Origin of the sequence: Roseomonas sp. USHLN139 (assembly GCF_037145735.1) — a bacterium.
In the GTDB taxonomy this organism is placed as follows: Bacteria; Pseudomonadota; Alphaproteobacteria; order Acetobacterales; family Acetobacteraceae; genus Pseudoroseomonas.
Genome location: NZ_JBBCWY010000001.1, coordinates 1,138,383 through 1,150,714, shown reverse-complemented (window position 1 = coordinate 1,150,714; position 12,332 = coordinate 1,138,383). Strand labels below are relative to the sequence as shown.

Sequence of the window (12,332 nt, the reverse complement as noted above, 5' to 3'; positions counted from 1 at the left end):
TCAGATCGTGTCAGACAGAAAAATCTCGCCGCGGGCGTAGAGCACGGCGGTGCCGCCCATGCGGATGCGATCGCCGCGGCGCTCGCACCAGAGGGTGCCGCCCCGGGCGCTGGCCTGGCGGCAGACCAGGCTCTCGCGGCCCAGCCGGTCGGCCCAGAAGGGCACCAGCTGGACATGGGCGGCGCCGGTCACCGGGTCCTCGTCGATGCCGACGCGGGCGGCGAAGTAGCGGGAGACGACGTCGTGCACGCCGTCATCGCCGGGGGCGGTGGCGATGACCCGGGCGGCGGCGCCGCCCACCGCCTCGTCCGGCAGGGTGGCGATGCGGCCATGATCGGGCTGCAGCGCGCGCACCGTCTCGGCCTTGTCGAAGAGGCAGATCCAGTCGCGCGCCTTCCAGACCTCGCGCGGCACGGCGCCCAGCGCGGCCGCCAGGCCGGGCGGCACGCGCGTCGCCCGCCGCGGCGGATTGGCCGGGAAATCGAGGACGAAACGCCCGCCTTCCCGGCTGACACCGAGCAGGCCGGAGGCGGTGCGGAATTCCATGTCGCCCTGGACGCCGAGCTCGCCGGCCAGCACCGCGGCGGTGGCCAGGGTGGCATGGCCGCAGAGCGGCACCTCGAGGCGCGGGGTGAACCAGCGCAGATGCCAGCGGCCCGGTCCGTCGGGCACGAAGAAGGCGGTCTCGCTGAGATTGTGCTCGGCCGCCATGGCCTGCATCAGCGCGTCCGGCAGCCATTCCTGCAAGGGCACGACGGCGGCGGGATTGCCGGCGAAGGGGCGGTCGGCGAAGGCGTCGACCTGATAGACAGCGAGCTTCTGGGGCATGGCTTGGTTTCCCGACGGCGCGTTTCCGCTATCGCCGAAACCCTTTCCCCGCGCCAGCGCGGCCGTGGCAGGACTGGGATGCGCTCACCCCTGCCCTGCCAGGCCCAGGCTTGTCACACCAGCGCCGACAGCCGCTCCGGATCGACGGTGACGGCGTGGTTCAGCGGGCCATGGCCGCGACCGAAGCCCGGGGCGGCGCGCAGCGCCTCCTGGACATAGGCGCGGGCGCGCACCACGGCGCCGCGCAGGCCGAGGCCCTGGGCCAGGCCGGCGGCGATGGCCGAGGCCAGGGTGCAGCCGGTGCCATGGGTGTGGCGGCTCTCGATGCGCTCGCTCTCGAAGACCTCGATGCCGTCCTCGGTGGCCAGCAGGTCGACCAGCCGGTTGCCCGGCAGGTGGCCGCCCTTCAGCAGCACGGCGGGAACGCCCAGCGTCAGCATCATCTCGGCCGCCGCCTCCATCTCCTCGACGGTGCCGATATGCATGCCCGACAGCACCTCGGCCTCCGGGATATTGGGGGTCAGCAGCGCGGCGAAGGGCAGCAGGCGGCGCTTCAGCGTCTCGACCGAGGCCTTGTCGAGCAGGGCCTGGCCGCCCTTGGCCACCATCACCGGATCGGCGACCAGCGGCACGCGGCGGCCATGCTCGGCCAGCGCGTCGCAGACGGCGTTGATGGTGGTGCTGTCGGCCAGCATGCCGGTCTTGATGGCGTCCGCCCCGATATCCTGCAGCGCCAGGCGGATCTGCTGGCGGATGAAGTCGGGCGGCACCGTCATCACGCCATGGACGCCCGTCGTGTCCTGCGCGGTCAGCGCGGTGATGGCGGTGGCGGCATAGGCGTTCAGCGCGGTGCAGGCCTTGATATCGGCCTGGATGCCGGCGCCACCGCCGGAATCGGAGCCGGCGATGATCAGGACGCGGCCGCGCATCAGCCGGCCTCCCCGGCGAATTCGGCGACCTTGTCCTCGGGAGTGGGGCGCTCGGCGACCGCGCCGGCGGCGGCGCGGGCACGGATCAGCGCCGCCAGTTCATGCACGGTCTCTTCCACGATGCTCTCCTCCTCCGCCTCGGCCATGACACGGATCACCGGCTCGGTGCCGCTGGGGCGGATCAGCACCCGCCCGCGCTTCTCCAGCCGCTGCTCGGCCGCGGCGATCGCCGCCTGCACCGCCGGATCCTGCAGCGGGCTGGCGCCGGCATAGCGGACATTGACCAGGCGCTGCGGCAGCGGCGTGAAGCGGCGGCAGATCTCGCTGGCGGGGCGGCCTTCCTCGGCCAGCATGGCCAGCACCTGCAGCGCCGCCATCAGCCCGTCGCCGGTGGTGCCGAAATCGCTGAGGATCATGTGACCCGACTGCTCGCCGCCGAGGTTGCAGCCAGTCTCGCGCATCCGCTCCGACACGTAGCGGTCCCCTACCTTGGTGCGCAGCAGTTTCAGGCGACGACCGTGAAGGAAACGTTCAAGGCCCAGATTGGACATGACGGTGGCGACCACCGCGTTGCCCTGCAGCCGGCCCTGCTCCTGCAGCGACTGGGCGATGACCGCCAGGATCTGGTCGCCATCGACGATCTGGCCCTTCTCGTCGGCCAGCACCAGGCGGTCGGCGTCGCCGTCGAGGGCGATGCCGAGATCGGCGCGGCGCTCGCGCACCAGCTCGGCCATGCGGGCCGGCGCGGTGGAGCCGCATTCGCGGTTGATGTTGAAGCCGTCCGGGGCGACGCCGACCGGCACCACCTCGGCGCCGAGCTCCCAGAGCACGGTGGGCGCCACCTTGTAGCCGGCGCCATGCGCGCAATCGATGACGATGCGCATGCCGGACAGGCTGCGGCCCTTGGGGAAGCTGGCCTTCACCGCCTCGATATAGCGGCCGGGCGCGTCCTCGAGCCGGCTGGCCCGGCCGAGGCGCGAGGGGCCGACCAGCTGGGCGCTGAGATCGGCGGCCATCAGCGCCTCGATCTGCGCCTCCTCGGTATCCGACAGCTTCAGCCCGTCCGGGCCGAACAGCTTGATGCCATTGTCCTCGAAGGGATTGTGGCTGGCCGAGATCATCACGCCGAGATCGGCACGGAGACTCCGGGTCAGCATGGCGATGGCCGGCGTCGGCAGCGGGCCGACCAGCACCACGTCCATGCCGGCGCCGACGAAGCCGGCGGTCAGCGCCGGCTCGAGCATATAGCCAGAGAGGCGGGTGTCCTTGCCGATGACCACGCGGTGGCGATAGGAGCCGCGGTTGAAGAAGCGCCCGGCGGCCTGGCCCAGGCGCAGCGCCGTCGAGGCATCCATCGGCGCCCGGTTGGCGACCCCCCGGATCCCGTCCGTGCCGAAGAGACGACGCACCGCTTCACTCATTCCCGAACCACCTTCACGCCCTGTCCCTGCGGCCCCGGCAACGACGGCCGGCGCTGGATTGCGCCCTCATACCAGCCTTCGCGCCCGGCGCGCGACACGCGAAACTTGTCCGGATATTTCGACGCCCGGTCTTGACCCGCCGGCACCACAGAAGAAATGACATAGGTTAACGGGAAAACAATACACGCCCGGCGGGCCACCCGGCCGGTCAGCTTTCGGCTGTATCGGGCAGCGAGCCCTCGGCGCAGGCGCGCCACATCTGCAGCACCTGCACCGTTTCGGCGACGTCATGCACACGGATGATCGCCGCCCCCCCTGCCGCCGCCGCCTGGGCGACGGCCACCGAGCCGGAGAGCCGCTCGGCCGGGGTCTGCACCCCGGTGACCTCGCCGACGAAGCGCTTGCGCGAGGCGCCGACCAGGATGCGGCAGCCGATCGAGGCCAGCAGCGGCAGGCGGTTCATGATCTGCAGGTTCTGCGCCGCGGTCTTGCCGAAGCCGAGGCCGGGATCGATCGCCATGCGGCCGCGCTGGATGCCCAGCGCCTCGGCGGTCTCGACGCGCTGGCGCAGGAAGCGCGCGACCTCCAGCACCACGTCGTCATAGCCGGTATGGTCCTGCATGCGGCGCGGGTCGAGCACCGGCATGTGCATCAGGATGACAGGCGCCCGCGCTTCCTGCACGACCCGCACCGAGCGGGCGTCCTGCCGCAGCGCACTCACATCATTAACAATTTCTGCCCCTTCGTCCAGGGCGACCTGCATGGTGGCGGCATGGCGGGTGTCGATGCTGACCACCGCCGCCTTGGCCAATTCGCGCACCACCGGCCGGATGCGGGCGATTTCCTCCTCGGGCGTCACCGGCGCGGCCCCGGGCCGGGTGCTCTCGCCGCCGATGTCCAGGATGTCGGCGCCGGCCTCCAGCATGGCATGGCCGGCGGCAATGGCGGCGGCGGGGTCGAGATGCAGCCCGCCATTGGAGAAGCTGTCGGGCGTGGTGTTGACGATGCCCATGACCAGCGGCCGGTCCTGCGGCAGGCCGGCAAAGGGCAGCGGGCGGCGGATCAGCGGCGGCAGCAGCGCCTCCCAGCCCTCCGGCACCGCCTGGGCCGGGCAGAGGCCCAGCTCCTGCCCATCCTCGATCAGCCGCAGCAGGGTGAAGACCGCCGGGCCGCCGGACAGTGGCAGGGCCAGGCCGTCGCGCAGGGCATGGTTGGCCGCCGGCCCATGCAGGAGGCCCAGGGGCTCCAACCAACGCTCGCTCATCGCCGCCGCTCCAGGCAAAGAAAAAGGGCCCCGTTGCCGGGGCCCTTTCTTTAACGCAATTTTTACCGGCCGTCAGGCCGAAGCGTGGCCTTACGCCCCCGGCTGCGGCGCCGGGTTGCCGAAGCCACCGCCCGGCGGCCGGGTCGGCCGGCCCGAGCTCGGCACGCTGCCGCGGCCCGAGGAGGTGGGCTCGTCGGGGCGGTTGCGCACCACCGGCTCGCCCTTGATCACCGTGCGGATCTCGTCGCCCGACAGGGTCTCGTATTCCAGCAGGCCCTTGGCCAGGGCATGCAGCTCCTCGATATTGGTCTGCAGCGTGTGCTTGGCCCGGGCATAGGCCTCGTCGATGATCGAGCGGACCTCGCTGTCGATCTCCCGCGCCGTCGCCTCGGAGACGTTCTTCGACTGGGTCACGGAATGGCCCAGGAAGACCTCCTGGCTGTTGTCGCTATAGGCGATCATGCCGAGCTTCTCGGACATGCCCCATTCGGTGACCATCATGCGGGCCTGGTTGGTGGCCATCTTGATGTCGCCCGAGGCGCCGTTGGAGACCTTGTCGGCGCCGAAGATCAGCTCCTCGGCGACGCGGCCGCCCATGGCCATCGACAGCTCGGCCTTCAGCTTGGACTTGTGCTTCGAATAGCGGTCGCCGGCCGGCAGCGACATCACCAGGCCGAGCGCCCGGCCGCGCGGGATGATGGTCGCCTTGTGCACCGGGTCGCATTCCGGCTCGTGCATGGCGACCAGGGCATGGCCGGCCTCGTGATAGGCCGTCATCTTCTTCTCGTCCTCGGACATGACCAGCGACCGGCGCTCGGCGCCCATCATGACCTTGTCCTTGGCCTGCTCGAACTCATACATGCCGACGGTGCGGCGGCCGGAGCGGGCGGCCAGCAGCGCCGCCTCGTTCACCAGATTGGCCAGGTCGGCGCCGGAGAAGCCGGGCGTGCCGCGGGCGATGACCTTGGGATCGACGTCCGAGGCCAGCGGCACCTTGCGCATGTGGACGCGGAGGATCTTCTCGCGGCCCGACACGTCGGGGTTCGGCACCACCACCTGGCGGTCGAAGCGGCCGGGCCGCAGCAGCGCCGGGTCCAGCACGTCCGGGCGGTTGGTGGCGGCGATCAGGATCACACCCTCATTCGCCTCGAAGCCGTCCATCTCGACCAGCATCTGGTTGAGGGTCTGCTCGCGCTCGTCATTGCCACCGCCGAGGCCGGCGCCGCGATGCCGGCCGACCGCGTCGATCTCATCGATGAAGATGATGCAGGGGGCGTTCTTCTTGCCCTGCTCGAACATGTCGCGCACGCGGCTGGCGCCGACACCCACGAACATCTCGACGAAGTCGGAGCCCGAGATGGTGAAGAAGGGCACATTCGCCTCGCCGGCGATGGCGCGGGCCAGCAGCGTCTTGCCGGTGCCGGGCGGGCCGACCAGCAAGCAGCCCTTGGGGATCTTGCCGCCAAGCCGCTGGAACTTCTGCGGGTCGCGCAGGAAGTCGACGATCTCCTCCAGCTCGCCCTTGGCCTCGTCGATGCCGGCGACGTCCTCGAAGGTGACGCGGCCCTGCTTCTCGGTCAGCAGCCGGGCGCGCGACTTGCCGAAGCCCATGGCGCGGCCGCCGCCGCCCTGCATCTGGCGCATGAAGAAGATCCAGACGCCGATCAGCAGCAGCATCGGGAACCAGGAGAGCAGGTAGTGGAAGAGCGGGTTGACGTCGCTCTCCTCCGGCTTGGCCACGACGCGGACGCCCTTGTCGGTCAGGCGGCTGACCAGGGCCGGGTCCTCGGGCGTGTAGGTGCTGAAGCTGCGGCCATCGGCCAGCTGGCCGGTCAGCGTGCGACCCTGGATGGTCACGTCGCGGACCCGGCCGCCATTCACCTCGTTCAGGAAGTCGCTGTAGGCGACCATCTGGCCGGTCTGGCGGGTGGAGGAAGAGGGCTGAAAGAGATTGAACAGCGCCACCAGAAGCAGCGCCACGATCACCCAGAGCGCCAGGTTGCGGCCGAAATTGTTCACCGTGCGGTTCCCATCCGTGTGCCGGCCGGCGGGAGGGTACCGGCCCAGCGCCATGAGAAGATAGGACGCCCTGGCCCGTTCTGAAACCATGGCCGTGGCGTCATCTTTTACCCAAATCTTTTTTCCGCCGCTTTATAGCCCGTGAGCGCCCCCCCGGCAGGCAAAAAATCCAGCCGCCAGCCCCGCGGGGCCTCGTCCGACAGGGCGGGGACGCAGATCCTGCCCGCCGGATCGGCCGGATTCCACAGCGCCGGCAGCCCGGCCAGCAGCCGCGCCGGCCAGCCGCGACGGGCCTTCCGGTCCAGCGCCCCCGCCCGGGCAGCGCCCAGGGCGCCGAGGTGGCAGCCCGCCGGCGGCGTGCCCGCCAGCCGCCAACGGCCGTCCCAGCAGGCGCCGTCCACCGCGGCGATCGCGGGCGTGCAGGCGGCGGGCTCGCGCAGCAGCCAGCCCGCCTGCCAATGAACGCCGTGCAAGGTGCCGCCGCCACGGGCCAGCAGGGCACGGGTCTGCGCCTGGGCCGGGGCGTGCTCGGCGCCGCCCACCAGCCGGACCAGCGCCGCCAGCGCCGCGACGGCAACCGCATCGCCGCCCAGCGCCTCTGGAAGCACGAAAGCCCAGCCGGCCGGGTCGAGCCGGCAGCAGGCGGCCAGCCGCGCCGCCACCGCCGCCTCCTGCCGGACCCGGCGGCGGGCAAAGGCGGCGGCAGCCTCGGCGAGCGCCTGTGTCCCCGCCCCCTCCCCGCCCGGATCGGCCAGCGACCGCCGCAGCCGCACCCGGGCGAAGCGCGGATCCTCGTTGGACGGGTCGCGCAGGGGATGGATGCAGCGGCCCGCCAGCAGCGCCTCCAGCGCCGCCGGCGGGGTGCCGAGCAGCGGCCGCAGGATCATCGCCTCCGGTGTGGCGCGCGCGGCCGCCATGCCGGCCAGCCCCACCTCGCCGCTGCCGCGCAATGCCCGGAACAGCAGCGTCTCCGCCTGGTCCAGCCGGTGCTGGCCGAGCAGCAGCCAGGGCCGTCCCGTCTCGGCGCAGCAGGAAAGCATGGCGGCCAGCCGGCCGGTGCGGGCGCGTTCCTGCAGCGCCGGGCCGCGCGGCAGGCCCAGGCTGATCAGCCGGGCGGCGATGCCCTGGGTCTGGAGAGTCTCGACGGTCCAGCGCGCCTCGGCCGCGCTCTCGGCGCGGAAGCCATGGTCGACGACCAGGGCCAGCAGGTCGCCGCCCCGCGCCCGGCAGAAATCATGGGCGATGAGGGCCAGCGCCAGGGAATGCGGCCCGCCGGAGACGCCGGCGGCCAGGCGTGGCGCGGCGCCGAACGGCCCGAGCGCCGCCAGCGCCGGGAAGAAGGCCCCGGTGGCCGGCGTCAGCCGCAGCCGCCGCGCTTGCGGCTTTCGGCGGCGCGGCTGGCCATGTTGCCGGACAGGCGCGGGAATTCGCTGCGCAGGTCGTTGAGCGTGGCGCAGGCCTCGCGCTTGGCGCCGAAGCCGAGGAAGGAATTGGCCAGGCCCAGCATGGCTTCCGGCGCGCGCGAGGCGCTGCGGTTGCGGCGATAGGCATCGTCATAGGCCAGCGCCGCGTTCTGGAAGTCGCGCTTGCCGAGCAGCGCGTCGCCCAGCAGGATCTGCGCATCCTGGGCGCGGGCGCTGTTGCGGGTGGCGATCACCTCGCGCGCCGCGCCCTCGGCCGCGCCATAGTCGCGGCGGCCGAGCGCCGCCTGGCCATCGGCCAGGGCCCGCTCGGCGGTGCGCGGCGTGGCGGCAGCGGCGGCGGCCGGCGCCGCCGGGGCGGCGGGCGCCGGATCGGCCTCGCTGCGCTGGCGGGGTGCCGCGGCCGGCGCGGCGGGACGGGCCGCGCCGCCCTGCTCCAGCTGCTGCAGCCGGTAGTCCATGTCGCCCTGCAGCTTCTCGACCGCCTGCTGCAGCGTGCGGTTGCGGTATTCGGTCTCCTGCGCCTGGCCGCGCAGCCGGCGCGTCTCGTCCTCCAGCTGGCTGATGCGGTCGAGCAGCTGGCTCATCAGCTCGGGCGAGCCGGCCGGCGCGCCGCCGCGGCCGGGCGGCGCCACCGGCACGGGCGCCGGATAGGCCCCGCCGCCGCCACCCGAGCGCCGCACCTGGTCGAGCTCCTGGCGGAGCTGCAGGATCTGGTTCTGCAGGGCGATGCCCTCGCGGCTTTCCATCTGCGCGGCGGCCGGATGGGCGGCCAGCGGCAGCAGCAGCGGCGCGAGGAGCAGGAGCTTGCGGAGCATGGCCATATCCTTCCGGGACGGCGATCCGGGGCGGCGCCGGGAGAGATCACGATGAGGGATCACGGCGGGGCAACGAAAACGGCGGTCCCCACCCTCGCGGAGACCGCCGCTTTTTCCCAGCCGTTCAGCCCAGCGTCAACACGCCGGGCTGGCTGCGTCCTTAGCGGACGATCTGGCCGCGTCCTTAGCGGACGATCTGGCCGCGTCCTTAGCGGACGATCTGGCCGCGTCCTTAGCGGACGACGGTCACGGCGCGGCGGTTCTGCGCCCAGGCGTCCGGGGTCGAGCCCAGGGCGGCCGGACGGTCCTTGCCGTAGGAGATCACGCTGACGCGGGCGGAGGAGACGCCGAGCGCCACCAGCCCGTCGCGGGCCGAATTGCCGCGGCGCTGGCCGAGGGCCAGGTTGTACTCGCGGGTGCCGCGCTCGTCGGCATGGCCCTCGACGACCACCTGGACCTGCGGGTACTGGGCCAGCCAGCCGGCCTGGCGCTCCAGCGTGGCGCGCTGGTCGCCGCGCACCGAGCTGCTGTCGGTGTCGAAGAAGACGCGGTCGCCGACATTGGCGACCAGATCTTCCTGGCTGCCCGGGCGCACGGCGCCGGAGGTCATGCCGGTGCCGCCGGCGGCGGCGCCCGCGCCGGTCGCGGCGCCGGAATTGTCCTCGCTCGCGCAAGCGGCGAGCAGGGCGGCGGCGGCGAGAGCGCCGAGGAGCTTCATCTGCATTTGTCGATTCCCATCATCGAAGGTCGGGTTACGGCCGCGGTTACGCTGCGATTGGGGCGCGTTCAAGGCAGACAATTCACCACAGCTGGAATGGTTGCCCCTCGCGCGGCGCAAGGCTCCTGGCACGGCTCATTGCAAGAATAGGTTAATACGACGCGGGGCGGCGAAGGGATTCCTCCGCCACCCCGCAAGGATTTTCAGAAATGCTGTGCCGGCCCCTCGCCCCCTCCCGCGCCAGAGGCATGGCGCGGGGGGCTGGCGGTCACGAGGACAGCAGCGGCGACCAGCTCGGATCGGTGGCGTCGGTCGGCGTGACGATCTGGCGCTCGTTGAAGCCGGCGATGTCGATCATCGCCATGCGCGCCGAATAGCCGCCGCCGCGCGTGTCGCGCGCCTGGCTCTCGCGGTAGAAGGCCAGCACGCGGCCATTCGGCGCGAAGGTCGGGCTTTCCATCGCCCAGCCCTCGGAGAGGATGCGCTCGCCCGAACCGTCGGGCCGCATCACGCCAATGCCGAAGCGACCGCCGGAGATGCGGGTGAAGGCGATCAGGTCGCCGCGCGGCGACCAGACCGGGGTGGCGTAGCGGCCATTGCCGAAGGAGATCCGGCGCGCGCCGCCGCCGCCGGCATCCATGACATAGAGCTGCTGGTCGCCGCCGCGGTCGGAGTTGAAGACGATCTGGGTGCCGTCCGGCGAATAGCACGGCGAAACGTCCAGCCCGCCGCCCGAGGTCAGCTGCCGCTCGCGCCGCGACGCCAGGTCGACGACATAGATGTTGGCGTCGCCGCCGCGCACCGAGGACAGCACCACGCTGCGGCCATCGGGCGAGAAGCGCGGGCTGAGCGTCATGCCCGAGAAATTGCCCAGCACTTCCTGCCGGCCGCTGTCCAGGTTGAACAGGTAAACCCGCGGCTGGTTGTTGTTGTAGGACATGAAGGCGATCTGGCGCGCATTCGGATGGAAGCGCGGCGTCAGCGCCTGGAAGCTGCCATCGGTCAGGAAGCGATGGTTCTCGCCATCCTGGTCCATGATCGCCAGCCGCCGGGTGCGGCGGTCGCGCGGGCCGCTCTCGGCGATATAGACGATGCGGGTGTCGAAATAGCCCTTCTCGCCCAGCATCCGCTCATAGATCACGTCGGAGATGACATGGGCGATCTGCCGCCAGTTGGCGGCGTTCGCCGTGTAGGCGGTGCCCTGCAGCTGCTGCTCCGAGCCCACCTCCCAGAGGCGGAACTCGATGCGCGAGCGGTCGCCCTGCGGTTCGGCGCGGCCGGTCACCAGCGCCTGGGCGCCGATCACCCGCCAGTCCTGGAAGCGGGGCGCGCCGGCGGCGGCCTCCGGCGTCTGGATATAGGCAGCGCGCTCGACCGGGCGGAACAGGCCGGAATTGCGCAGGTTGTTGGTGATCACCCGGGTGATGTTCTGGCCGAGCTGCTGCGCCGCGCCGGAGGAGCCGGCGAAATCGGGCAGCGCGATCGGGATCGGATCGGTGCGGGCACGGGTGATGTCGATCACCTGGCCGCCGGCCGCGGTGCCGCCGGGCGCCGGCGCCTGGGCGCGGGCCAGCGAGGGCAGGCCCAGCAGGCTGCCGAAGCCCAGCAGCGCCAGGCGGCGGGAGAGGTTGGCATCGACCTGGACAGGCTGGTTCATCGGACAAGGCCCCTCGGGTTGAATCGGAAGATCGCGGAGTTCAGCGACGGGATCTTCTCGCGCGGTACGGGCAATGGGCTGCATTTCTGGTCCAGCAGGGCGCGGCGGGCGCTTTCGAACACCGCGCGGGCGCGCGGGTCGGAAGGAACGCCATTGGCCGCGCGGACGTTGCGTATGACGCCCGCGGGATCGATGTCCACCCGCAGCTCGACCACGATCTGGTCAAGTCCGAGCATGCCGGCATCGACCGACCAGCATTCGCTGATCCGCTCGGAGACGCCGCGCACCTCGCCCGCCGTCAGCAGCGCCGCGCCCGAGGGCGCGCCGCCGCCGGCGGCCGGCGTGCCGCCCGGATTGGCCCGGGCGCGTGGCGGCTCGTTCTGCTGCTGCGCGGCGCGCAGCCGCTCCAGCGTCGAGAGCACCGACTGGCTGCGCTCGGCGGTGTTGCGGGTGGCCGGCGTCTGGCCGGTGCCCGGCTGCGTGGTCTGCTCGCGCGACGGCGCGGCGGTGCTCGGCGGCCCCGGATTGTGCGTGGGCGGGGCCGGCGGCGCCGGCGGCGGCGGCATCGGCAGGGCCGGGCCCTGCTGGGCGGCGGCCTGCTGCTGCTGCGGCGGCGTCGGGCGCTCCGGCTGGCGCTCGGCCTGCTGCGGCTGCGGCGGCGCGGGCGGGCTCGGCGGCTGCGGCCGCTCGGCCGGCTGCGGCGGCGCGGGCGCCGGCGGCGGCGGGGTCGGCAGCTCGGCCACCGCGGCGGGCGGCGGGGTCGGCGCCGGCGGCGTGCTCGGCGTCGGGCGCGGCGCGGCCTGCTGCGGCGCCGGTGGCGGCGGCGCCGGGATCGGCGCCACCGTCGGCGCGGTGGGCGGCGGCGTCGGCGGCGTCGCCGGGCTCGGCGGCACCGGGGCCGGCGTCGGGGTGGGCGGCGTCGGCGAGGGCGGCGGGGTCGGCGCGGGCGGCGGCGGCGGAGGTGGCGGCGGCGGGGTCGGCGGCGTCGGGCGGGACGGCTCGCTCGACGGGCTGGGCGACGGGGTCGGGGTCTGCTCGGCCGGCGGCGCGGGCACCGGCAGCGGCAGCGGCGCCTGGGCGAGCTGCGGCATGTCGGGCGTCACCAGCTCGACGGCGACGGCTTCCTGCGGCGGCGGGATCTCCCGGCCGGGAAGGCGGATGAGCAGCATCAGCCCCAGCAGCGCATGCAGCGCGAAGGAGATCCCAGCCCAGAAACGGAGGCCATAGCGGGCCATGGGGAGGTGCCGTGATCCTTAA

General features: G+C 72.7%; 10 protein-coding genes. All 10 read right to left on the bottom strand.

What is annotated here, in order from left to right:
* The 10 genes from WFI16_RS05325 to WFI16_RS05280 all read right to left on the bottom strand — a co-directional run bounded on the left by WFI16_RS05325 (position 1) and on the right by WFI16_RS05280 (position 12,310).
* The gene (locus WFI16_RS05325) at positions 1 to 828 is read right to left on the bottom strand and encodes a PhzF family phenazine biosynthesis protein (protein WP_419896748.1); all 828 of its coding nucleotides are present in this window, start codon (positions 826 to 828) and stop codon (positions 1 to 3) included.
* 113 nt (positions 829 to 941) lie between these two features.
* A complete protein-coding gene (thiD, locus tag WFI16_RS05320) occupies positions 942 to 1,757 on the bottom strand; it encodes a bifunctional hydroxymethylpyrimidine kinase/phosphomethylpyrimidine kinase (protein WP_419896747.1) in 816 nt (271 codons plus the stop codon).
* Positions 1,757 to 3,178: a phosphoglucosamine mutase gene (glmM, locus tag WFI16_RS05315; RefSeq protein WP_419896746.1), complete on the bottom strand. Its 1,422-nt coding sequence runs from the start codon at positions 3,176 to 3,178 to the stop codon at positions 1,757 to 1,759. Before glmM ends, thiD begins: the two co-directional genes overlap by 1 nt.
* Before the next feature lie 208 nt (positions 3,179 to 3,386).
* Positions 3,387 to 4,442, bottom strand: a complete 1,056-nt coding sequence (gene folP / locus WFI16_RS05310; protein WP_419896745.1) for a dihydropteroate synthase — start codon at positions 4,440 to 4,442, stop codon at positions 3,387 to 3,389.
* Between the two features lie 90 nt (positions 4,443 to 4,532).
* A complete protein-coding gene (gene ftsH / locus WFI16_RS05305) occupies positions 4,533 to 6,461 on the bottom strand; it encodes an ATP-dependent zinc metalloprotease FtsH (protein ID WP_419896744.1) in 1,929 nt (642 codons plus the stop codon).
* A 107-nt stretch (positions 6,462 to 6,568) separates the two neighbouring features.
* Positions 6,569 to 7,753 carry a tRNA lysidine(34) synthetase TilS gene (gene tilS / locus WFI16_RS05300; RefSeq protein ID WP_419897149.1) on the bottom strand — a complete coding sequence of 395 codons (1,185 nt, stop codon included), beginning with the start codon at positions 7,751 to 7,753 and terminating at the stop codon, positions 6,569 to 6,571.
* Between the two features lie 65 nt (positions 7,754 to 7,818).
* Positions 7,819 to 8,700: a YbgF trimerization domain-containing protein gene (locus WFI16_RS05295; protein WP_419896743.1), complete on the bottom strand. Its 882-nt coding sequence runs from the start codon at positions 8,698 to 8,700 to the stop codon at positions 7,819 to 7,821.
* Positions 8,701 to 8,932: 232 nt separating this feature from the next.
* Positions 8,933 to 9,424 carry a peptidoglycan-associated lipoprotein Pal gene (gene pal / locus WFI16_RS05290; protein ID WP_419896742.1) on the bottom strand — a complete coding sequence of 164 codons (492 nt, stop codon included), beginning with the start codon at positions 9,422 to 9,424 and terminating at the stop codon, positions 8,933 to 8,935.
* 262 nt (positions 9,425 to 9,686) lie between these two features.
* Positions 9,687 to 11,075, bottom strand: a complete 1,389-nt coding sequence (gene tolB, locus WFI16_RS05285) for a Tol-Pal system beta propeller repeat protein TolB (RefSeq protein ID WP_419896741.1) — start codon at positions 11,073 to 11,075, stop codon at positions 9,687 to 9,689.
* The gene (locus WFI16_RS05280) at positions 11,072 to 12,310 is read right to left on the bottom strand and encodes a hypothetical protein (protein ID WP_419896740.1); all 1,239 of its coding nucleotides are present in this window, start codon (positions 12,308 to 12,310) and stop codon (positions 11,072 to 11,074) included. Before WFI16_RS05280 ends, tolB begins: the two co-directional genes overlap by 4 nt.
* Between the last annotated feature and the right edge of the window lie 22 nt (positions 12,311 to 12,332).